Below are 22,497 nucleotides of genomic sequence, written 5' to 3' on the forward strand. Positions count from 1 at the left end.
CCTGAATAAAGTTAGGTCTGGAAGCTTAGGGAACAGGTTTTTTGTTCTTATGGATGCCATTATGAGCGTTTTTTCTAGCTATTAAAGTGTAATATCTTCGTTTTGTTAAGCCTGTTGATGACCCATGCAACAGCGTGATTCTTTGATTCGTCGATTTGCCCCTCCCTCCTAACATGCATAGCTGAGCTTTATGCATAAAGCGATGTGGTGGACGCCCTCCCTAAGGTTGTCACTGGCTGCAAACCCTGCAAGCGCAGGCGGCATCACCAAAGCCCAAATGGGCCGTCATAAAAGTTACAGTAGGGAGTACAAAGTGGTGCTGGAAAATGCTGCTGGCGGCATACTTGCGACCCAGGCGCTACCATACCTGACCGTACTTCTTTGATGCTTGTGCAAATCATTTGAACGTCCTGATTATAGTTCCCAATAGAGTCCCCCACACAAGTTAATGAGAATGTGTTAGCCCGTCCCCGTTTTTGCTATCGCTACGGGTTGACACATCGCCTGAACCTGTTTTTGTAACTGGTTAAATGGCGCAATATAAACGTCTTTACCCGGTCGATTAACGATAATCGGCGTTATGTTCGTGACACCATTGCGATCAGTACCCGTCACAGTCAGCCATGCGTCACGTATGATCTCGCTTGTTGCCTGCTGAGCATTCTCAATATGTTGTACGTTGCTTATAGCCCCCAGTGTAACAAGATTCATCAACAGCAGCATTTTGCATTCTGGTGCACTGACAGACTCCCACAACCAGTGTAGTACTGTGGGAGGCGAATGACGGCGTGCCTACTGACACAGGCGCGAATATTCGCCTGTGCGCAGCCAGAACTCAGTATGAAAACGCAGAATCAATGACCGGTATTCACTCATGACTTCACGATACGGAAATTTCAGCGTAAAGCTGAATGCCGCCAGTCGCGGGTAATGGTCAACAGCCTGTTGCAGAAATGCACGCGTGCTGACGGCATCCGTGCTGATAGCATCAGAAGCCCGTGTGTAAGAATGATTCACAATGCAAACCTCTTCGAGTTAAATCAGGGGGGACACCGCCTCTACGGCAGTATCTTGTTCATAAGAATGAGGAACTATCTGGTACTGCAGCAGTAGTTTCTCTGCCAGTTAGCTTCTTCGATGCTGTAGATACCGGTCTGGCACCGGTAACATTGCTTCCCCCCTGATAATGGTCACCGCACTACACACAGTACGAGAACAGCGTCATTACCGTAGCATCCATTCCGTTGAGCATATTGCGCAGCTTCCTCTACCAGGCCTCAGCCTTCACTTCCGGGGCAAGATGGGCAAAGTTCATCAGCACATCCCAGGCCACGGCCCGCGTATCGTGTTCAAACCACGCCGGGTCGCTAAAAGTGCCGGCATGCAACACCAGACAACATCAGCAGGAGGCAAAACTCCATATCTGCCCCGGTACACTCATGACCTCACCGGCGGTCACAAAGTGACCTTCACGGTCATTTGCTGGGTAACATTTCAGTAGGCGCATACCGTTACCTCAAGAATCTTATGTTGAGCATCAGAGCACACCCGGCTGTACTCACCGGTCCGGTAGGTCAGGCAGTAGCGTTCTCCGTGGCAATCGCTGTCGCAGCCGTAACAGTGCCAAACAGCCACGGAAACCAACGGACATCCTATACATAATGTTGCATTTGCCGGATATGACAGGTCTCTGTCACAACGGGCTTTACATATGGGCAGTACTGCTCGCCGTAGCTCTTCGTGAGATCTTCTGCACCGTATTCAAACCACGGCCGTTTTGTGTCGTATTAAGGATTGAATTGCAGCGCACTGCCACACAGGGACTGCCGTAATGGCCATACTGATACTGCTGTGTCGTTCTTGCACCGGTCAGGCGACAATTACCGTCGAGTACGATAGAAGATTTGGCAAACATATTTGGGCCCCTTACCGCCAGACGATGCGTAGACGTCAGCCGTCCCTGTTCGGGTAGTCTGGCAGGTTTATCAAGTTAGGTCGTTTGAAGGGGAGCTACTGGTAATAGCTGGTGACTTCAGGTGAGCTGTGTCAGGGAAAACTGGTAAGCGAAGGGGCTTACTACAATAAAATTCAGAGAGAGTTGAGCGTATCAACCGCCTCGTGAGTCCGCAATACGTTGCAGTAGCCAGTCTTCGACTTCACTCTGTCGCCAGCGGGAGCTGCGGCCCAGCTTAATTGGCTTCGGGAATAGACCATCTTTAATCAGCTTATAGAACCATTTATCCGTCAGCCCCGTTAGCTTCGTGATGAACCGCATATCCACCAGTTGGTCATCGATTAAAGAAATATGTTTTGTCATGATGCTGTCTTCCATTGTGGGATTATCCTGAGCTGGTGGTTGATCGCTCGTTACCACCAGCCCTTCCACATCAATGGATTGATACGTAAAAAAGTGCAGAACGTAAGTTACAATGTGCGAGGACGCCCCAGTCCACTGGGTGGCGGTACCTCACTGGCTCCATAGTGATAGTGACCGTGCTTTTGCTCTTCTTTGGCAAGGTAGCTGATGATGTAGCGCAGGTTATCGATGGCTTCGGTATCATCGTAGTTCACCGGCTTATCAATACTGACGTCATAAGTAGGTTTGTATTCGCAGCGGTTGTAATACCCTTCTCGTTGCGTGATTTTCCGCCATATTGTTCCGACTCTCTCAGCTATTGGGTAGGTAGCCTGATTAAGGTGCCTGTCGAGATAGAACACGATATGGGCATGGCAGCCGTGGTCTATAGAGTTCTCGAGTACCCAGAAATACCCTGCCAGATTTGTGTGTTGCACGGTGCGTTCAACCAGCATGCGCACCTCTTGCTCGGTTTCATTCCATGAATGACGTTTATAACGCTCTGTACCTTTCTGATAGAACAGGTCGAGTCTGAGTGCCTGTATTCGCGAGTATCGGTTCAGTAGCTGATTCAGGTGGTTATTGATCAGAGACAGTAGAAACCAGTTCATCGTGTATCTAGGGTAAAAAGGGTAAGGTGTGTGCATTGATTTATCCTTTGTCAGATGGAGTGCAAAGGATTGGGATGAGATGTAATTTTTAAGAGAAGCGGGGATACGGCAGATACAAGGAACTGTGTATCAAGGGGATGACAGGCAGGGTTAATGATTGGGGGAAGGAGCTGTGAACAGGGTGGTATAGAAACAGGGAGTACCCCTTAATTATACTAAAAACCCAAATGTTCATATCTGCTGTTGAACGATTCTAATGAGGTGAACAGAGGAGATTCATAGAGTAAAAAACACAGGAATAACGCAGTGAAATGTCAGAGTATTATCACAATAAAATCAGCAGGATATCAGTTAAAAATCAGTCATTCTTCAGGTCTGTGACTCTCCTCCATCTACCAAAAAGATGCTCATGCTAATCTGTGTTCAGGAGCCAGAGTTAGAGGGAAGAGATGATGTTGCATTACGATATGATCCGCTACGAGATAATGTTCCTAAAAACGTTAAATAGGATTTTCAACACAGATCACTCGTTACTGTGCAGTACTTATGATACGCCGGATGATTTTCGACGCTTGATCTCTCAGATTCTTGAACGGCATTTTCATGGCGATCAGGACAGAATCAAAATTGCGCGGAAAACACTTAAAGAATGGGCTGACCTGCAACTGATTGATAAAGATTATTTTGATTGTTTCAAAGGTACACCTAGAGCATCGTGGTTTGCTCACCATTACATTTTTGAATACCCAGTAAAATCTGCAGGGTTGACGCTTGGTGGGTTGGGGAATGACGTCGGTTGTTCTAGTGATTTTAATTCTCTTTTAATGGGCGATAATATCTTCACCAATATTGATTTCTCTAATTTGAATATAGATTTGGACGATATTGATTGGGACTTGATAACAAATCCACAGTCTACTGCTTCGAAAAAACCGAAACGTGTTTTCTCCCGATTTTATCTGAACGCGGGAGCAAGTACCGATGTGTACAATCCCACTCCGGTAACTGAGCGTGAACTGATCAATGGTGTGATGAGGTACATTGATGAAGCTCCATGCTCACTTGGAGATAAGATCTCTTATTTCAGAAAACTGCATGAGCGTTGGCTTGAGCAATATGATTTTTTTCTGACAGATTTTGACTGGATGTCACGAGATGATGAAACTCAGTTAGTATATCTCTGGGATTATCTCAAAGGAAAAGGACGAATAGCGGGCTATCTTCGCCCTTATAATACGTCTATGCGTTATGACATGATTATTGCGGCTATAGATGTGTGGAATGTCCAACCTGAAGAGAAGCTGGAGTTTATTGAGAAGATGAAACATGCCTGGCAAGCGGCGAAATCTTATCGGCGATCTGCTAAATAGCGTTGTGATCTCAGTGGTTTCTTCGTCTGATTTCTCAGTGCTGTTATGAATCTGAATCGACCAGGGTTCTCTAACTACTCCCTCTTGTCCCGTTACGTACAGAGTACATAGCTGAGGTATGAAAATTAGAACGATTACTTCTGGCTCGAAGCGTGCAGGCTAGCTGATCTGAAGGTCCGCAATGAGCGAGGAGCGGAAGTTTGCGGCTTTCTTACTGCCAGATGAAAGCGTCACTAACTTTACTGTATATTAATTAGCGGGAGCATTTTGCTCCCTAAATAGCTAAATAAAATTAGCTTAACACGCCCATTACTACTGTTAACTACACTGTCTGTTATCTTTCCAATTGACTAGGTGTCAACGCAGGCTTATTTTTTGCATCAGAGCCTGTAAGGCGATTTCCGCATCGATAGGATTTAGATCGTCATAATCCGCCAACCATACTTGAACTGACTCACTAAAGCTATTAGTGATACCAATTTCAGTTCCCAACTCAGGAATAAACTCAGAGGTGCCACAAATCACTTCGCTGAACCGAATCAAATTGCACATAAGGAAAGTTTCGCGGCCTTTATCTGTAATTACTTCATGATATGATCGACCTTTTTTATCTTTTCTTAGCGTAATATGTTCATTGTAAGAGTCAAAATGCGGATGTATTATTTTGTAAGACTCAGTATTCTCAGGGTAGGGTGCTCCGCTGTCGAGTGTAATTAGTAGTGGATTTTTTTTGGATTTATGCGTATTACAGTCTTTGCACGTAACAGCAAGATTTCTTGGGGTGTAGAGATATAGTGGGTAAGAAGATTTGGGGATAATATGATCAATATCCCATTGCCCACCATGAAATTCTTCTCTTAATCTCCCACAATAAGGACATGTGAACTCTTGTTCATCGCGATGATAATCTCTAACTTCTTTTCGGAAGGCTTTACGCACTGCGCACGTACCATCCCAATGCGAGGCGTCTCCATTGAATGTATCTACAAATTCCTGAGCTGTTGCGCTGTATACAATAGATCTATTAATCATCAGAGTTCCTTGCATACTCAAAGCTAAGGATCTGCTTGAATATCAGTTGTACAGGGTCTCCTTCCGGTATTCTCTTTTTATCAATGAGTATGCTGATTTCGTCCATAAATTCATTATCATCTTTTGTAAGAGCGATTTTTTTTGATATCTTAGACAGTATTAAGAGTAATTTTTTTATGATAAAGTCATTTTTATACCCAGGGCTTTTAAAAACACCTGTAAGTTGTTTGCCAGCAGACTGCTCTCTATAGGCTTTCAAAGGCTGTAGTTCATAAAAACCACCTTCTTCATATTTGTTTTCTTTTCTTATTATTGAATCAAAATTATCTCTTTTTTCTAGGGACAGCACACAACCATTATCAAACTGCATGCCAGAAATAATTTGAGGTGAATGCGTCGCAATAAGTATATGAGCTTCAAGAGTGTCGGGGCATAAAAGAGAGATGAAACGCATAAAATTAAGTTGCCATTCAGGATGTAAACTATTCTCTGGTTCGTCAATACATATCATGCAGTTTTTTTCTACATATCCACTTAATACAATTGCATTGCCGAATAATGTTCTCTGCCCAGAACTCAGTGAAACTATGTTGACTTCTTTTTTTGAGTTAAGATGCATAACCTGAATATCAGAAACATTAATCACATCCAATACAAATAAAATATTAATTATTTCAGCTTCATTTAGATCATCAAATAGATATTTAGATTCCGTGCTAATTGTTCCTTCTGCAACAGAAAAATATATACTACTAAAATTTCCCTGTGTAAACTTCCCTGCATCTAACATTAGCAACGTGTCGTATAACCCATCCAAATGGTTTTTATATTCACTTTCTCTTAAAATAATCTCAATAGACTTGTCCAACTTGAAGTTTTTATTTTTTAACTCTTCGTTTTTTGAATAATCAATTTTCTTAGTATGCGTAATACCTTCGTCAGACAGTATCACCCCACCATTAACCAGGCTGCTTAATATAGACAAGACATACTTTATGTTTTGTGTATTCAAAGTACACTTAAGGTGCAAATCAGATTGCAACCCAAACATCATAAATGCTTCTTTCACTCTATTAGCGTCTTGCAAACCTCTTATGTTTTTATGACGCAATGAATTTTTAATGCATTGGTCAACAATACCCGATATCCCTCTCCTGGTATTGTCATTTACCTCTGGGTGAATGTAACTCATTGTAATTTGAGTTGCTTCTTTATTATTTAATTTATCATTGAGGATTTTATTGGATGTGAATCTATCAAACTTTGAGTTGCATATGGCAATGATTTTGCTAGGATTCCTCTCTGATAAACATTCAAGTTCAACAGCGGGGTTGCGATCTTTGTTATTTACATTGCTAAACAGAAAGAAATTTATAGCCTTACTTAATAAACTAGATTTGCCGCTTGCATTATCGCCAGTGAGAATTGTGTAATAATTTTTATGTGAGTCTTCACTAAAGTCATGGACTCTTACCTTGTCTCGACTGTCGTTCATGATTGAATTTATTCTAAACATTTTAATCCTTAACATTGAACTTAATTATTATTTACATCAGTTTCCCGGTTCAGCCTCGCGAGTTAGGTACAGAACAGCACAAAGCACCGTCACCCCAGTAATCCTTATGTTGTGGATACCTTGGATTTCATTGGCAAGTTCAAAGCCGATTGTTGTGGCATAGTGAATTTGGCTACCGAACCATAGGTGACATCATATACTTTGCAGTATATCCTCTCTATTGACAAACTGAAGTTGGCCATCTCTTGATAGGCGCGAAAATTCCGCTCCTGGCACTCAGCGGACATCTTTTAGTTCTGCGCTGCACAATTTCCTTTACGTGTTAATCTAAAATTCCAAATAATTTCAGTTAGATATTATCTCCGTGAATCCCTGCCTTCCTGACTGGAAAGCGGGTTTTTTATTTTTCACGCTGAGACTACTGTATGAATAAACCTAACGGCCTTCAGGCCTTTGAACAACCGCTCGCGTCGCTTCCGCATACGCTTCGCCAGCTTATTCTTGAACGTATCCAGAACCTGACCCATTACGAGCCGGTGATTGGCATCATGGGCAAAAGTGGTGCTGGTAAATCCTCTCTCTGCAACGAACTTTTCCGGGGCGAGGTGTCTCCGGTGAGTGACGTGAACGCCTGCACCCGCGACGTACTGCGCTTCCGGTTGCGCAGCGGTCGTCACAGCCTAGTGATTGTTGATTTACCGGGCGTGGGCGAAAACGGGTGGCGGGATCACGAATACCGGGCCCTGTACCGTCGTATGCTGCCAGAGCTGGACCTGGTGCTGTGGGTCATTAAGGCCGATGATCGGGCACTAACCGTGGACGAGCAGTTCTGGCACGGCGTGATGCAACCTTACAGGCAAAAGGTACAGTTTGTAATTAACCAGGCCGACAAAATCGAACCCTGTCATGAATGGGATACTCTCACCAGCAAACCTTCACCGCACCAACTGGGAAATCTTAAAGCGAAGCAGGCTGCGATTATGGCGATGTTCAAATCGCATCATCCGGTCTGTGCGGTGTCCGCCAGCACTGGATGGGGCATTGAGGAGATGGTGGCAACCATGATGCGCTGTCTGCCTGACCGCGCCACCAGCCCGGTGGTGACACAACTGCACGGGAGACTCTGCACAGAGCCGGTAAAGTCGCAGGCCCGTGACAGTTTCGGTGAAGCTGTGGGCCGGGTTTTCGATACGGCTGAATCATCTTCGTTCCTGTCTGCATCGCTGAAAACGGGGATTCGTAGCGTGCGTGATGCGGTGGTGTCGGTCGCACGGGCCATCTGGGACTGGATATTCTTCTGATATCGCAATTTTCTCTGCGAATGATGAACTGGTTGTTAATGATTTGTTGATTGTGGACACGTCCTTTCCACTGCGTTTTATCATCAATTAAATCAGGCGAAGCATCATTGTCTGTCAGACGAGCGCTCACAAGGCCGGGCTGCTCATAAAAAATAGTTCCGATGTTGTCCATACCCTGTCCACTCCTTCCTTTAAAGTAATCAGTATTAATTCAGAGAGTTAACTTCTCAGGAGAAATCTTTCATGACGCTTCAGGAGCGGCGACATGACCGGCTTGCCGTCAGGTTGTCGTTGATTATTAGCCGCCTGGTGTCCGGTGAAACTCTGTTTATTCGCAAACTGGCAACTGAATTCGGGGTGTCAGAGCGCACGCTGCGTCGTGACTTTCGGGAACGTCTGATGTATCTCGACCTGGATTATTACCAGGGGCAGTGCAGTCTGCGCTCGGATATTCACAGTACGCGGCAGGAAATAGATATTCTGACCTTTGCTCACCGCACGGGGCTGGCCGGGGTTTTCCCTGGCTTTGACCGGCGACTGATCAGCAGCCTGCTGGACTGTGATGATCGACCCTGTCTGGTATGGCATCAGGACAGACCTCATCCCCCGGCAGGAAAGCTCTGCTTCTACAGGCTGGTCAGAGCTATTTCGGGATGTCAGCGCATCACCGTTCTGACTGAAGGGGAGCGTCATGAGGCCATCGCACCTTACCGGCTAATCGCTCTTGACGGTTACTGGTATCTTGTCGCTGAACATAACAGGCAATTACGTGTCTTCCGGCTGGATGAGATTCATCTGGTAAGGCCATCGCGGGAAACATTTATTCGCAGTGAGCTTCTCTATCAACTGTCGGAGGACAAACATTTTATCTCTGCCTTACCTCATTTCCGTTTTATTCAGCAGTCGCTGAATTCATTTTCTCCATCAGAAAGTCGGGGGCAATCCGGACAAACTGATTAGAGATGGTCTCCACAATTGAATGTAAGGTTAATCTAATGAAAAAATTGAAATTATTGTCTTTACTGCCAGTCATATTTTTTCCCTTACTTATCGCAGGTAATGCTCACGCAGCACGTCCTTATAGCGGGTTCCTGCCTGCGGCAGTGAATAATAAGAGTGGGAATATATTCTGGTGTGATGCCCACCGACAGGTCAGAAAACTGTGTACAGCGACGGAAGTGGATTCAATGGGATGGTTTATTGTTGTTCGCTCGAAACCTTCCAGAGATTGTCCGGGTGGCATATGGGGGTGGATCACTCCCAGTAAAGACGGTGTAGCAACAGGCTATACGATTACGCCAGGTAAAGAATTCAATCTCACCATGAAGGATATGTGCAGTCCCGATATGAAAGTAACGTTCCGCCCGAATAAAAAGGACCCTCGTTATGACGATCTTGTCGGGATTTATGCCGGAAAAGAAGCGTTTCGCTACAAACAAATAAAATAATCCAACTGTTTTTTCATTACTTTATTGTTTTAAACAACAAAAGCTTTATTACATGATTTGAGGACAACATTATGCGACTGCCTTACGTAATATTTACATTAGCTATGCTGGCTTCTGTATCAACAGCAGAGGCTATTCCCAATATGTGGACGAGTGGTTTTGGGATGGGCGTGACGGAATACATTATCAGTAGCCCCGAGAAGGTCATTTTTAACCTCAACTGCACCGGTAATCCGGATGAGCAAAACATTCTGCAGCATGGCGTATTAGTAACCCTGCCCAATGGTACGATGCTGGATTCTCACGATGACGGGACAGAAATAACGGTGGTCATGGATAACAGCCAGTATCCGTTACCTTCATCCCTCGGCTGGAGGAATGGCGATAACGCCTGGGTGTCATTTATTGACACGTTGGGTCAGTCGTCTAATTTCGATGTTTACGTCAACAATAACAAAGTTGGCTCCTTCAGTCCTGGGCTGAAGAATACGCAGAAAGAATTGTCTGACCTCAGTGGCTGCAGAACCACCCATTACAGCGATTAATCTTTCACATTTCAGTTCTCTACAGCCCGCAACACACCAACACCAGATAGCAACAGGCCATGCTCCTTCGGGAACATGGCCTTTTTGTTTTTATTTCATTATCAGATAAGGAATTAGCCATGCGATTAGCCAGCCGCTTTGGCCGTATAAACCAGATACGCCGTGACAGGCCTCTGACCCATGAAGAGCTGATGAGCCATGTCCCCAGCGTGTTCGGGAGTGACAAGCATGAATCTCGTTCAGACCGTTACACCTACATCCCTACCATTACCATTCTCGAAAGCCTGCAGCGTGAAGGCTTTGAGCCGTTCTTTGCCTGCCAGACGAAGGTCCGTGACCTGGGCAAGCGGGAGCACACCAAGCACATGCTGCGCCTGCGTCGTGCTGGTCAACTGACCGGGCATCAGGTACCGGAAATCATTTTGCTCAACAGTCATGACGGCTCCTCGAGCTACCAGATGCTGCCGGGGTTGTTTCGTGGCGTCTGTACCAATGGTCTGGTCTGCGGCCAGTCATTCGGCGAAGTGCGGGTCCCGCATAAAGGTAATGTCGTCGAGAAGGTGATTGAAGGGGCTTACGAAGTGCTTGGGGTGTTTGACCGGGTGGATGAGAAACGCGATGCAATGCAGTCGCTGGCGCTGCCAGCCCCGGCACGTCACGCGCTGGCAGATGCCGCATTGAGGTATCGCTTTGGTGAAGACCACCAGCCGGTCACGGTATCACAGTTGCTGACTCCGCGTCGTCGGGAGGACTACAGCGATGACCTGTGGACCGTCTACCAGCGCGTGCAGGAGAACCTGATGAAAGGAGGTCTGTCAGGGCGAACCGCTCAGGGGAAAAGCAGTCGCACCCGTGCTGTTACCGGCATTGACGGCGATGTGAAGCTTAATCGCGCCCTGTGGGTGATGGCAGAAAACATGCTCGAGTTTTTCGGGCGTTAAACAACAACACCAGCATAAGGAGATAGTTTAATGGATACACAAAACCTTGAGTTCGCTGAGCAGGCAGCAATTACTGCCTCGGTAGTCCCTGACGAGTTACGTATCGGCTTCTGGCCGAAGCACTTTGGATCTATCCCACAATGGATAACCCTTGAGCCCCAAATATTTGGCTGGATGGATCGTCTGTGCGCTGATTACAGCGGCGGCGTCTGGAGCTTTTACACACTCAGCAACGGCGGCGCATTTATGGCTCCGGAGCCCGACGGTGAGAAGTGGACGTTGTTCAACAGCATGAACGGCAACGGCGCGGAACTTACTGGCGAAGCGGCAGGGATAGTCGTCTGCCTGATGGCATACAGCCACCATGCCTGTCGCACCGAGTGTGACGCGATGACTGAACACTATTATCACTTACGTGACTTCGCGCTACACCATCCAGAGTGCAGCGCCATTATGCATCTCATCGACTGAGGAATGCCTGACATGAATACCGCATTATCCCCGCTGTCATCTCAGCCTGAACTCTTTCCGCTGGCGGTTATGACCCAGCATGGTTGCCTGCTCCCAGCGACATCCGGATTGACACCTTATGCCCAACGGACCATCCACCGGGCTATCAACCTGCTGGATAAATATCTGCGCCAGCCTGGGATAGAATTTACCTCAAGTACTGCTGCCCGTGACTGGCTTTGGTTACATCTGGCAGGACAAGAACGGGAAGTGTTTATGGTGCTCTATCTCGATAACCAGCACCGTTTACTGGAGAGTGAAACGCTATTTGCCGGTTCGATTAACCATGTCCGGGTCCATCCTCGAGAAGTATTGAAGTCAGCGCTTCGCTTCAATGCTGCAGCTGTCGTGCTGGCGCATAACCATCCATCCGGTGATCCGGAGCCCAGCCAGTGCGATCGCAACATTACGGGCAGGCTTAAAGAAGCGCTGGCACTGGTTGATGTGAACACGCTCGATCATCTGGTTATCGGATCAGATGGCATTGTGTCGTTTGCAGAGCGAGGCTGGATATGAGGGTACTTCAATGAAATCTACTGACTCAGAGAACGATACATTTCTCCAGTGGGGACTGAATCGTAATGTAACGCCTTGCTTTGGCGCTCGTCTGGTACAGGAGGGAAACCGACTGCACTATCTGGCTGACCGGGTCAGCTTTACCGGTGAATTCAGTAACGCAGAATCTTTGAAGTTGGATGAAGTATTCCCACGTTTTATCAGCCAGATGGAATCGATGTTGACCACTGGTGAAATGAATCCTCGCTATGCCCACTGCGTCACCCTGTACCACAACGGTTTCACCTGCGAAGCCGATACACTTGGTTCACACGGTTACGTCTATATCGTCATTTATCCTGCACAACGTTAACTAACTCTACAAGAGCAAATATGAAAACTCTACTTGGAATAATCCTGGAGGGCTCCTAGCTAATAAGAAACTGGAAAGTAAGGTTCAATATCTTGGCATTGAAGTCAATGGTTCGTTAGAGATCCCTGAGTTGATTGAAATCTAAGCTCGGCAGGGCTGCTGCAGCCCTGCCGTAAATGGTCGTTGCTGACTTGTCTGGAAACCAGAGATAATAGTGGTATTGGTAGACTCAGGATTGTGTCAATGTGGAAAAAAGGGACTAGGTTAGTTTCAGAGTATTAGCAACAGTTCTGACTATAGCATTACTCCGTTAACCCTCTGATGTATCATGAAAATGATTGTGCTGATATCTAGTAATTTCATTATGAGATGCTTAAAATCAAAAAGGATGAAGATATGAATCAATTCAGTTAATTGGTATATCATGAAATTAATTTCTAGTTGGTCTAAAAGACAGTGCTTGTGGGATAAATTAGAACTAAACAGGGTGTGAGATGATAAAAAAAACTACCGTTAATAAACTTGTAACCTTTAACTCCAAACTTGATACGTCTCAAAAAATAATAAGGAATCTTATTGCTGCAGTCGTCATTTGTTTTCTTCTAAATTTCCTTGGGTTAGACGGTTTGTGGAAGGGGTTCTTTATACTGACTTTGATTTACTGGAGCTTTTCGGTATTCCATAGTCTAATTATTATTTATAAAAAAGCATATGAAACAACATTGGGTAAATGGATCCTAATATTAGGAGGCACGCTATGTGTGAATTTCGCCCTATGTCTTTCAGGTGTGGTGATCAATGATATAACTTCAGTTTCACCAACAAACTTCCCTCACTCTTTGATATTTATTGCGGCTTCGATGATTCCTTTGATCGTGCCTCTTTGTATGATCTTACTGTTCGCGGTTATTTTGGTGTCAGTACCTATATGGTGCTGGTTTTTTGTGTATGACGATAAGCTTAAGAAATTTTTAATGCCAGGATATGAACCTAATCAGCAGAGGTTTTTGCATAAAAGCACTTTAATAATCCAAGTTATATCTTTAATAATTTATTGTGCTTTTATTTTTCAATTTTCACGACTCATAGGTAATGATTATATATCATATATCAATAATAAATCTCAAGGGATGATTTATACACTCGAGATGTTTGATAAAAGTCCATGTGCCAACATTAAGAATGCTAAGGTTTCATTTTTAGGTGATGGCAATGTTCTGGTTGCGTCTAGGAATAATGATAAATACTCCTTCAAAGTCATGAAGTGTGAGATAAAATAGTAAAGAATGCTTTGTTATAGTTATAGCATGTTATTTTAATAGGGAGCTTTGTCATTATCTTAGCTTCCTTTTCACCGTATATTTTATATTTTGGGGTGTGATAGTATTAATTAAAGTATATCTATCATTATTAAACACTTGTTTTTTGCTAAAATAAAAAGCTAAACTTCTCGCGCCCCAAGGCTTACAGACAGCTGCCAGTTCTTAGAATTGGCCCTATTTATAATTTCTGGTATTGTTGTCACCAGTTTATCTCCCGTTATTTTGTTGTGTAGTACAACTATGTGCCTATCGCCGAGAAGTTCTGATGCTATTATTTCGTTCTCAGTAATGGCAAAGAAGAAATTCCTGAAGTCAGGAGTGGTGACCCTTTTTTGATTGCAGGTTTTAAGTTCAATAAATGTTAATGATTTTAATATTCCAGCCAAGGAGCTAACGTCACTAAAGTCAACACTTACATTTTCAGGGATAGAAATAAAATCAAAGCTTGATGCCTTTATTTCAATATCTTCAAATTGCTTCAGCGCAGCTAGCAGATTTTTCATGTCTTTCCCTTTAGGTCTTTTTATCCATAAAGCTTGCGAATCAAGTAGGCTGCGTTCCCCTAATATTCCATTTTCTGAAGAATTTCTGGCGATATGTGCCCTCTTTGATTCAATCAATTCAAGTAGACTCACCGTAATTTCCTTTTAGATTAATGTTGCACACAGAAATTTATCACATTTCATTTTTAAGGCAATGTTAAACTGCTATTACTCTTCCGATTGCGGGAACAAATTGAACTCATGAGGGGCCGATCCTCGCTCATTGAGACAACAAGTTCTTCGATACAGCCCGTCTTGTGCCAAAGGATGTCGATGTTAATATTTGGATGTATCGATAAATGGGCGAAAGTTAGGAGGTATGATGGTAACTAGGGAAAGTATGAAAAAATGGATCATCGAGTGTCTTCAGGAACGGGGTGGTAGCGCTTGGCCACGTGAAGTCTCAAAGTATGTATGGGACAGCTACGAGGCTGAGCTTAGGGATTCCGGCGATATGTTGTATACGTGGCAATATGACATTCGTTGGGCCGCTCAACAATTGAGAAACGAAGGTACTCTAAAACCAGTAAATAGACGCAGAGATTTGCCATGGGAACTAGCATAGCAAAGCGAGGGTTAGCGTTCATTTCGCAGCCAAATCTGACTTTGTTCTGAGTGGATGAGAATTGATATCTCTGAAGAAAACGTTCCTGCCTGCCTGAGTCTTGCTTCAACAGCCATATCAGTATTCTACTGGTATGGATTTATACCCACTCGCGATGTCTATTTTTTGTACGGATTTTAACTTGTGGGTACAAGTGCGGGTATAACTATTTATTCCTGTTTATAAATAATATTGATATCAGTCTATTAGGTGCGAAATTCGAGTCCGGCCTTCGCACCAACTCACAAACATCAATATCAAAACAACCAATAAATAATCCCTTTAATCTAACAACGACCAATCATTGATCAACCACGAAATCCTCTCCGAAACACATTCACAATCCTTAAACCCTACGCTCAACATTAACCCCACACACCATCCCCCTCACCCCCTGAACACCTCCCGCCGGTGCCACGCCACAAACCCTTCCTGGGGATAGCATGCTTTCCCCTGCGGCAAGGTAATCGGCTTACCATTAAAATCCCAGAACAGCCTGCCAACGATGCCCCCGCCGTTCACCGCCGGCGAAACCTGGATGCGCATATCCTCATCCAGACCAATGGATCCTTTATCAAAAGCCTTATGGTGAATCGCGCAGAGCGCCAGGCCGTTAGGGATTTCGCAGGGGCCGCCGTGCTGCTTCCACTTGATATGAGCCGCTTCCAGGGCAACGGAGGTATTATCATGGCGCATATTGAAGCCGCAGATAGCGCACTCATAGTTATAGGCGCGCAGCACCTGCTGGCGAAAATGCGGGTCGCGTTCTTTACGGATCTGCAGCAGATCAAACCCCATCTCTTCAGCCAGCTCTTCCTGAATACTCTCCGGGAAATGCGCCTCGAGGATCTGATGGGCGAGGGTATTGATCAGCTTCTTATTTCTGTTGAGTAGCGCAAAATGCGGCTCATCGAAGCCGCCGGCGACGTGACAGAGCTCCAGCTCTTTGCCGGGCGGCTGTCGGCTGCCCTGGGTTGAACACTGTTCGCTGTTGTACAGCTCCCAGAAGCCGTCGCCTTTCAGGCGCCAGAAGGGCATGTCCGGCCGGTACTGGCGGCGCTGCGGGCCAAAGCGTTCCAGCAGGCTATGCAGCTCATCGCGTATCTCCGAGGCGTAGTCGAACATCCGCGCATGGCCGCGCTGGTATTGCGAGAGGACGTACAGCAGCAATAGTGGTTTATGCGGCGCACGCTGTTCGCCTTTGCGCCAGATGGTGATGTTCTCGATCGCGTGTTGCAGGGGCGTGCTGGAGGGCATAGCGTTACATTGGCAGCTAAATAAATGCGATGATGCTCGCAAAATCCTTGCCGATCAACCTACCAGATGCGGCGATTCTACGTGGATCGCGATTTAATTATCACTGCCAGTTATTTGTTCGAAAAGCCCATAGCTTTCTATTTATACTCAAGCTTCGCGCCATCAGATAGCTATGTCTTATGAAAAAACTACCGGACCATTTATCCAGGGAATGCATCATCGCCGCCATTCGCGCTTACGATGCAGGCGTTGCACATCAGTTTAAAAGCGCGCGTCTGTATGAGATCGAGTTTGAGGGGCGTCGGTATCCTTCAAAAGCCATCGTCGGGTTAGCGGCCACGCTTGCGACAGGAACGGAATTTACCCCGGCGGATTTCAGCGGAGGGATTAAATCCAAATGCGTGCGTCTGTTACTGGAGCAAGGATTTACGATCGCGTCGCAGGGCGCTGGCGATGACGAGGTTGCGCTTTTCCCCGATGAGGGGCAGACGACCATGGAGTACGTGGAAGGGGCGGCGATGCAGGTGGTGGTCAATCGCTATGAGCGCGACCGTCAGGCTCGTCAGGCGGCGCTTCGCCTGCATGGCTGCCGGTGTCAGGTATGCGGTCTGGATATGGCCAGCCGCTATGGCGATATCGGCCAGGGCTTTATCCATATCCACCATCTCATTCCGCTGTCCGGGATAAAGCAGGACTACCGTCTGAACCCAGAAACCGATCTGATCCCGGTATGTCCCAACTGCCATGCAATGCTGCACCGGCGAGATCCGCCGTTTACCCCCGAAGAGCTGAAGGCCCGGCTGCGCCCCACAGACTGACATCCGACAGCGCTCGCTTTACGTTCATCAAACACACCACAAACCCCACGCTACCTTACCGGTAGCGTGGGTCCGCTCTTTCTTACTTATCCCGCGTCTCGCCAGCCTCCCAGCTGTAGCTCCCATCGGCCGCTAACCTATCGCCCAGCTCCTGATACTCGAACTGATAAAACTCAGCCTGGGTACCGTACCCGGCGTAGTCTACCGCCGCCAGGCCGACGAACGCCCCGGTAAAGAACCCGCCGTAGCTCTGCAACACATAGTCATCGGACAGCACCGCGGCATCCAGCTGGACCGGGATCTCGGTGAACGTCACGCCATCGAAGCTGTATTCATAGCTGTAGGTCTGCTTGCGGACTTTGGTCCGGAACCAGACGTATTCCACGCCGTCCGGCACCTTGATGGCGTTATCTTTCAGGTACGACGTGTATTTCCCGCGGTTATTTTCGCCGACTTCGATGACCTTGCCGTTAATTTCATTCCAGGTCAGGAAGACGAAGCTCCAGTGGCGGTCGTTATAGTAATTCGTTAACCCGGCCATCTGCTGATAGCTGAAGGGCTCGAATTTCACCTTCACCGCGGCGTCAAAATAGAAGGCCTGCCAGCGGCGGGCAATCAGCGACAGGTCATGGGTATTGGCTAACGACCCCTGGCCGATTAAGGTTAATTTACCGTTGCCGGTGGTGCCCATTTTGGCCGTAAACGGCACCCGCAGGGTATTCCAGTTCGGGTCGAGCGCTGGCGACGTAAAGTCATCTTGCTGGCTATTATCACTGGCGCTTTCGGTGAAGATGGCGTCTTTCGGCCCTTCGACGAAGGTTTTCCCGCCGTGACCGCCTTCAATACGCGGCCAGCCCTCGTCGTCCCAGTACACTTTCTGGATCGCGGTTTCCCGACCGAGGGTTGACCAACCGCGCGGGTCGTAGATGGATTCCCCCGGGCGATTCCACGGCCTGGCGCAGAGCGAGGCGTAATACCATTCGCCTTCCGGGGTGGAGACCAGCGCGCCATGGCCCTGTTTCTGGATGTAGCTGTCCGGGGTGTCGACGTTGGTTAAGAACACGTCGCCCGGCTCGGTTTCAAAGCTGTCGGCCTCGAGGGTTTTCGACCGCGCCACCACCTCCTGGTGGGTAAACACGGTGCCGCCCTGGGCGGCAAACAGGTAGTAGTAGCCGTTCAGTTTATAGAGGTGCGGCCCCTCGACCAGCGCCACGGCGGTTCCGCGGTAGATGGTGCGTGCGGTTTCCGGCATTAACTTCAGCGTGTTGGTATCCAGCTCCGTTAAGGTAATGCCATCGAAGGGGTGATGGTACTCCCGGTGATCCCAGGTTTGCTGGACGATATATTTCCGGCCATCGTCGTCATGGAACAGCGAGGCGTCAAACCCGACGCCGTTCAGCTTGATCGGGTCGCTCCACGGGCCCCGAATATCCTTCGCGGTGGTCAGGTAGTTGGTCATGTCTTTGAAGGCGCCTTCGGTGACCTTCACATCGGTATACACCAACCAGAATTGCCCGTCGGCCCAGGAGAGCGCCGGCGCCCAAATGCCGCCGGAGGAGGGGTTGCCCTTCATGTCCAGCAGGGTGGTGGTGGAGAGCGGCGAAGGCAGCAGGTTCCAGTTTTTCAGGTCTTTCGACTCATGTAAACGCACGCCCGGGAACCACTCAAACGTCGAGTTGGCAATATAGTACGTATCCTCGACGCGAATAATACTGGGGTCGGCATTAAAGCCGCGTAATATCGGGTTTTGAATAAGTGACATTTCATTACACCTTTTAAAATGGAAAGTGACGAATCGGTCTGATTTATAATTTTTTAACTACACGCGGATCTCATCCAGCTGACGGTTGATGTCGGTAACATGTTTATCGGAGATCGGATAAACCTGGATAATCACCATCGAAATAGCGGCCAGCGCGATCGGGATCCACACCGCGGTCATAATGATCCCGTCGATGGCGCTGGCGCTCTGCACGGCGCCGCTTTCATTAAAGCCATACACCGCCAGCAGCCACAGCGGGATCGCGCCGCCGATGGTGAAGCCGATCTTGAAGAAGAGTCCCATAATGGCATTGATAATGGCGGCATTGCGTTTGCCAGATTTTAATTCGCCGTACGCGATGACTTCCGGTACCAGCGCCCACATAAAGCCGGTGGCGGAGGTTAAGCCCCACTGTTTAATAAAGGTGGCGATGTAGGCCAGCCACAGCGCGTCGTGCATCCCTTCGCGGGACCAGACGTAGGTCAGCAGTTCGCCGACGATGAACATGGCGAGGAACAGATGGAAGAAGCCTTTTTTACCAAAGATTTTTTTCAGTTTCGGCCAGAAAATCGGGAAGGCGATGCCGGGAATAGACGCGACGAGACCCACCGCGCCCATCCATTCGGAGTGGCCGACGACGTACTGGTTGAAGAAGCCGTTAACGGTGTTCATGAAGAACATGAAGGTAAAGGCCAGCATAAAGAACATGCCCAGAATAACCAGCGGGCGGTTATGTCGGAGCTCGTGGAAAAGGTCGGTGGTTTTGACGTTGGCGGTCTGCTCGGCGGTCGCGACAACGCGTTCTTTGGTGAATTTATAACAGATAAACAGAGCCACCGCGCCGATGATCATATAGATGGCGTACACGCCAAACCAGGCGTAATTTGCCGACGGATCGGCATAATTCCCCAGATTCAGCTCAAGGCCAAAAAAGCCGGTGTCTTTTAGGCTGCGATCTTTCGGCGCCGCCATCTGCACAAACATCGGGAACAGGGTATAGACCAGCAGGTTGGCGCTGTTGGCCAGCATCATGCGGGTACTGGTCAGCTTATCGATCGATTCCGGGTCGCGGGTCAGTGACGCATTCAGCGAGCCATAGGGAATATTGACTAAGGAATAAACCAGGTCCAGCGCCAGATAAATAATAAAGGCGAAAGCCACCGAACCTTTCACTCCGGGGATGGGCGCGAACAGTAATGCCGAGAGGATCACCAGCGGCACGCCGGCTCGTAACAGCCACGGACGATATTTCCCTGCTTTCGAGGTTCTTTTATCCACGTAGGTGCCGACCATCGGATCCCAAAACACATTAATGATGCGGACAAAAAGAAAAATAAAGCCTGCCGTTGCCGTGCTGATGGTATTTACCGTCAGCATATGCAAAGCCAGAAAACCCCCAATTGTGCCGAAAACCAGGTTTTGCGCAAAGTCGCCCATGCCATAACCAATTCGTTCTCCGCGGGTTAATTTATGATATTCATCATGCCGACTGTGCATTATGTTTTTACTCATTCTAAGCAGACTCCGGTTTGTTTTGTGTAGGTGAAACACTTTCTGACACAGTTGACATGGAAGAATCTATTACGTTTTTAAATTAAGTAATTATGTTTTTTTACTTCTGTGATCCTCGAAGCAAAGGCCTGTATCACCTGCGTTGAGCCGCCATCCGCCGCTAATTTTTTGGCAGACAGGCAATGTGACAAAACCGGCATTTTAATTCGCTATGTCCACCTGAATTCCCCAGGAAGTGTACGCTATACGCGCGCGAAGCGAGATATTTAAAATAGTTTTATTTGCGAGATGGCTCACATTTGAGCATTTTCTCAATCGCTGAGTGAAATAACGTAATTGAGCAACCGACGATGAGAATACACGATGTGTCACAGTTGTTAATTTTCGGCTTCCTCAATTTCGGAGTTCATCATGCAAACTTATTTTGACCAGCTCGAACGCGTTCTTTTTGCCGGACCTAAAACCGATAATCCTCTGGCGTTTCGCCACTATAATCCGGATGAAATCGTGCTGGGAAAACGCATGGCAGATCATCTGCGTTTTGCCGCCTGTTATTGGCATAACTTCTGCTGGAATGGCGCGGATATGTTTGGCGCCGGCTCGTTTGAGCGTCCCTGGCAGGCCGCGGGCGATGCGCTGGAAATGGCCAAACGCAAAGCGGACGTGGCGTTTGAATTTTTCTACAAGCTCAACGTGCCGTATTACTGCTTCCACGATGTCGACGTCTCGCCAGAAGGCGCGTCGCTGAAAGAATATCTGCACAATTTCGCCGTGATGACCGAGGTGCTGGCGGAGAAACAGCAGCAAACCGGCGTGAAACTGCTGTGGGGCACCGCCAACTGCTTTACCCACCCGCGCTACGGCGCCGGGGCGGCGACCAACCCCGATCCGGAGGTGTTTGCCTGGGCGGCCACGCAGGTGGTGACCGCCATGAACGCCACCCACCAGCTCGGCGGCGAAAACTATGTTCTGTGGGGTGGCCGCGAAGGTTACGAGTCCCTGCTGAATACCGACCTGCGTCAGGAGCGCGAGCAGATTGGCCGCTTCCTGCAGATGGTGGTGGAGCACAAGCATAAGATTGGCTTTGGCGGCACGCTGCTTATCGAGCCGAAACCGCAGGAGCCCACCAAGCATCAGTACGATTACGATGTCGCGACGGTGTATGGCTTCCTGAAGCAGTTTGGTCTGGAAAATGAGATCAAGGTGAACATTGAAGCCAACCACGCCACCCTGGCGGGGCACTCTTTCCACCATGAAATCGCCAGCGCCATCGCGCTGGGGATCTTCGGCTCCGTTGATGCCAACCGCGGCGATGCGCAGCTCGGCTGGGATACCGATCAGTTCCCGAACAGTGTGGAAGAAAATACCCTGGTGATGTACGAGATCCTCAAAGCCGGGGGATTCACCACCGGCGGCCTGAACTTTGACGCCAAAGTTCGCCGGCAGAGCACCGACAAATACGACATGTTCTATGGCCATATTGGCGCCATGGACGTGATGGCGCTGTCCCTCAAGCTGGCCGCGCGGATGATTGAGGATGGCAAGCTCGATCGGGCTCTGGCAAAACGCTATGCCGGCTGGCAGGGCGAACTGGGGCAGCAAATTATGGCCGGCCGTATGTCGCTGGATAATATTGCCCGGTACGCTGAGCAGCATAATCTGAATCCGCAGCATCACAGCGGGCGTCAGGAATTACTCGAAAATCTCGTCAATACCTATATCTTTGGTTAATTTTTGCTGACATGCTCCTGCGGGGGCATGTATTCCGCCGTCTGCCCGCTGCCGGGAAATAGCGTTTATTTGTTCGTGTTGTATTTATGCTGTCTGTGCCGAAAGGCTATCTGTTTGACTGTCTATAGAGGAACAATCCGCCGCGCGGATGGTTCTGCCATTGTGCCACCTGTTTAATATCAGTGAGGGAGGGCGAGTAGCGATAATTGTGTAATGCCTCTGTGACCGTACAAAATAAAAAATAACTTGTTCTGATGATAGCGACATATTCTGTCAGCTCAGAATAGGCTGGTTATTGTCTGAATAAAATTAACCTATATTGAGAAACTCATGACAATGATAAAAAAACTTCCATTAACCATGGCGGTTATCGCCGCGTTTTTTCCGCTTACCTCTGTAATGGCGCAAGAATTTACTCAGGAACAGATCGACGCCATCGTCGCCAAAGCCG

The 22,497-nt window shown here is 47.7% G+C and carries 24 protein-coding genes and 1 pseudogene; 13 read left to right on the forward strand and 12 right to left on the reverse strand.

The window, feature by feature from the left end:
• Positions 1 to 459 precede the first annotated feature (459 nt).
• From ABLU95_RS19600 to ABLU95_RS19625, 6 genes and pseudogenes are all read right to left on the reverse strand, one after another.
• Positions 460 to 723 (reverse strand): hypothetical protein, encoded by a 264-nt coding sequence (locus ABLU95_RS19600; protein WP_348880236.1) that lies wholly within the window; start codon positions 721 to 723, stop codon positions 460 to 462.
• Between the two features lie 69 nt (positions 724 to 792).
• A complete protein-coding gene (locus ABLU95_RS19605; RefSeq protein WP_232675459.1) occupies positions 793 to 1,017 on the reverse strand; it encodes a hypothetical protein in 225 nt (74 codons plus the stop codon).
• A gap of 250 nt (positions 1,018 to 1,267) precedes the next feature.
• Positions 1,268 to 1,390, reverse strand: a complete 123-nt coding sequence (locus tag ABLU95_RS19610; RefSeq protein WP_242696939.1) for a zinc-ribbon domain-containing protein — start codon at positions 1,388 to 1,390, stop codon at positions 1,268 to 1,270.
• A gap of 104 nt (positions 1,391 to 1,494) precedes the next feature.
• Positions 1,495 to 1,915: pseudogene (locus tag ABLU95_RS19615) on the reverse strand (putative zinc ribbon protein).
• Positions 1,916 to 2,107: 192 nt separating this feature from the next.
• Complete coding sequence (locus ABLU95_RS19620) at positions 2,108 to 2,317, reverse strand: AlpA family transcriptional regulator (protein WP_045345989.1); 210 nt, start codon at positions 2,315 to 2,317, stop codon at positions 2,108 to 2,110.
• Between the two features lie 107 nt (positions 2,318 to 2,424).
• Positions 2,425 to 3,003: an inovirus-type Gp2 protein gene (locus ABLU95_RS19625; protein ID WP_348880239.1), complete on the reverse strand. Its 579-nt coding sequence runs from the start codon at positions 3,001 to 3,003 to the stop codon at positions 2,425 to 2,427.
• 416 nt (positions 3,004 to 3,419) lie between these two features.
• Between ABLU95_RS19625 and ABLU95_RS19630 the strand changes: the two genes are divergently transcribed.
• On the forward strand, positions 3,420 to 4,337 hold the full coding sequence (locus tag ABLU95_RS19630) for a hypothetical protein (RefSeq protein ID WP_348880241.1): 918 nt from the start codon (positions 3,420 to 3,422) through the stop codon (positions 4,335 to 4,337).
• 357 nt (positions 4,338 to 4,694) lie between these two features.
• Here ABLU95_RS19630 and ABLU95_RS19635 read toward each other — a convergent pair whose 3' ends face one another.
• Together ABLU95_RS19635 and ABLU95_RS19640 are read right to left on the reverse strand one after the other, a co-directional pair.
• Positions 4,695 to 5,369: an HNH endonuclease gene (locus ABLU95_RS19635; protein WP_348880243.1), complete on the reverse strand. Its 675-nt coding sequence runs from the start codon at positions 5,367 to 5,369 to the stop codon at positions 4,695 to 4,697.
• Positions 5,362 to 6,864 carry an AAA family ATPase gene (locus ABLU95_RS19640; protein ID WP_348880244.1) on the reverse strand — a complete coding sequence of 501 codons (1,503 nt, stop codon included), beginning with the start codon at positions 6,862 to 6,864 and terminating at the stop codon, positions 5,362 to 5,364. The genes ABLU95_RS19635 and ABLU95_RS19640 overlap by 8 nt, the downstream gene beginning before the upstream one ends.
• A 446-nt stretch (positions 6,865 to 7,310) precedes the next feature.
• Here ABLU95_RS19640 and ABLU95_RS19645 point away from each other — a divergent pair, with 446 nt between their 5' ends.
• From ABLU95_RS19645 to ABLU95_RS19685, 9 genes are all read left to right on the forward strand, one after another.
• Positions 7,311 to 8,186, forward strand: coding sequence for a GTPase family protein (locus ABLU95_RS19645; protein WP_348880246.1), 876 nt, complete (start codon positions 7,311 to 7,313; stop codon positions 8,184 to 8,186).
• A 243-nt stretch (positions 8,187 to 8,429) separates the two neighbouring features.
• Positions 8,430 to 9,146 carry a WYL domain-containing protein gene (locus ABLU95_RS19650; protein ID WP_012543038.1) on the forward strand — a complete coding sequence of 239 codons (717 nt, stop codon included), beginning with the start codon at positions 8,430 to 8,432 and terminating at the stop codon, positions 9,144 to 9,146.
• 35 nt (positions 9,147 to 9,181) lie between these two features.
• Positions 9,182 to 9,634, forward strand: coding sequence for a hypothetical protein (locus ABLU95_RS19655; protein ID WP_348880248.1), 453 nt, complete (start codon positions 9,182 to 9,184; stop codon positions 9,632 to 9,634).
• A gap of 71 nt (positions 9,635 to 9,705) precedes the next feature.
• Complete coding sequence (locus tag ABLU95_RS19660; RefSeq protein WP_064489890.1) at positions 9,706 to 10,179, forward strand: hypothetical protein; 474 nt, start codon at positions 9,706 to 9,708, stop codon at positions 10,177 to 10,179.
• Between the two features lie 119 nt (positions 10,180 to 10,298).
• Positions 10,299 to 11,120, forward strand: coding sequence for a DUF932 domain-containing protein (locus tag ABLU95_RS19665; RefSeq protein WP_023329299.1), 822 nt, complete (start codon positions 10,299 to 10,301; stop codon positions 11,118 to 11,120).
• A 30-nt stretch (positions 11,121 to 11,150) separates the two neighbouring features.
• On the forward strand, positions 11,151 to 11,591 hold the full coding sequence (locus ABLU95_RS19670; protein WP_023329298.1) for an antirestriction protein: 441 nt from the start codon (positions 11,151 to 11,153) through the stop codon (positions 11,589 to 11,591).
• 12 nt (positions 11,592 to 11,603) lie between these two features.
• On the forward strand, positions 11,604 to 12,146 hold the full coding sequence (gene radC, locus ABLU95_RS19675) for a DNA repair protein RadC (protein ID WP_348880250.1): 543 nt from the start codon (positions 11,604 to 11,606) through the stop codon (positions 12,144 to 12,146).
• Positions 12,147 to 12,156: 10 nt separating this feature from the next.
• On the forward strand, positions 12,157 to 12,498 hold the full coding sequence (locus ABLU95_RS19680; protein WP_348880252.1) for a type IV toxin-antitoxin system YeeU family antitoxin: 342 nt from the start codon (positions 12,157 to 12,159) through the stop codon (positions 12,496 to 12,498).
• Between the two features lie 494 nt (positions 12,499 to 12,992).
• Positions 12,993 to 13,778, forward strand: coding sequence for a hypothetical protein (locus tag ABLU95_RS19685; RefSeq protein ID WP_331320413.1), 786 nt, complete (start codon positions 12,993 to 12,995; stop codon positions 13,776 to 13,778).
• Between the two features lie 161 nt (positions 13,779 to 13,939).
• Here ABLU95_RS19685 and ABLU95_RS19690 read toward each other — a convergent pair whose 3' ends face one another.
• Positions 13,940 to 14,455: a hypothetical protein gene (locus ABLU95_RS19690; RefSeq protein WP_044865629.1), complete on the reverse strand. Its 516-nt coding sequence runs from the start codon at positions 14,453 to 14,455 to the stop codon at positions 13,940 to 13,942.
• 898 nt (positions 14,456 to 15,353) lie between these two features.
• Positions 15,354 to 16,223: a phosphorothioated DNA-binding restriction endonuclease gene (locus tag ABLU95_RS19695; RefSeq protein WP_348880254.1), complete on the reverse strand. Its 870-nt coding sequence runs from the start codon at positions 16,221 to 16,223 to the stop codon at positions 15,354 to 15,356.
• A gap of 179 nt (positions 16,224 to 16,402) precedes the next feature.
• Here ABLU95_RS19695 and ABLU95_RS19700 point away from each other — a divergent pair, with 179 nt between their 5' ends.
• Positions 16,403 to 17,041, forward strand: coding sequence for an HNH endonuclease (locus ABLU95_RS19700; RefSeq protein ID WP_238875431.1), 639 nt, complete (start codon positions 16,403 to 16,405; stop codon positions 17,039 to 17,041).
• Between the two features lie 82 nt (positions 17,042 to 17,123).
• Here the strand turns inward: ABLU95_RS19700 and ABLU95_RS19705 are convergent, their stop codons facing one another.
• Both ABLU95_RS19705 and ABLU95_RS19710 read right to left on the reverse strand, forming a co-directional pair.
• On the reverse strand, positions 17,124 to 18,803 hold the full coding sequence (locus ABLU95_RS19705; protein ID WP_004186817.1) for a glycoside hydrolase family 43 protein: 1,680 nt from the start codon (positions 18,801 to 18,803) through the stop codon (positions 17,124 to 17,126).
• 57 nt (positions 18,804 to 18,860) lie between these two features.
• Positions 18,861 to 20,300, reverse strand: a complete 1,440-nt coding sequence (locus ABLU95_RS19710) for an MFS transporter (RefSeq protein ID WP_072199169.1) — start codon at positions 20,298 to 20,300, stop codon at positions 18,861 to 18,863.
• 426 nt (positions 20,301 to 20,726) lie between these two features.
• Here ABLU95_RS19710 and xylA point away from each other — a divergent pair, with 426 nt between their 5' ends.
• Together xylA and ABLU95_RS19720 are read left to right on the forward strand one after the other, a co-directional pair.
• Positions 20,727 to 22,046 carry a xylose isomerase gene (xylA, locus tag ABLU95_RS19715; RefSeq protein WP_017900971.1) on the forward strand — a complete coding sequence of 440 codons (1,320 nt, stop codon included), beginning with the start codon at positions 20,727 to 20,729 and terminating at the stop codon, positions 22,044 to 22,046.
• Between the two features lie 330 nt (positions 22,047 to 22,376).
• Positions 22,377 to 22,497 (forward strand): hypothetical protein (locus tag ABLU95_RS19720; RefSeq protein WP_020803058.1); only part of this gene is annotated, 121 nt, incomplete at its 3' end.

Source organism: Klebsiella sp. GG_Kp146, assembly GCF_040061975.1.
In the GTDB taxonomy this organism is placed as follows: domain Bacteria; phylum Pseudomonadota; class Gammaproteobacteria; order Enterobacterales; family Enterobacteriaceae; genus Klebsiella; species Klebsiella quasipneumoniae.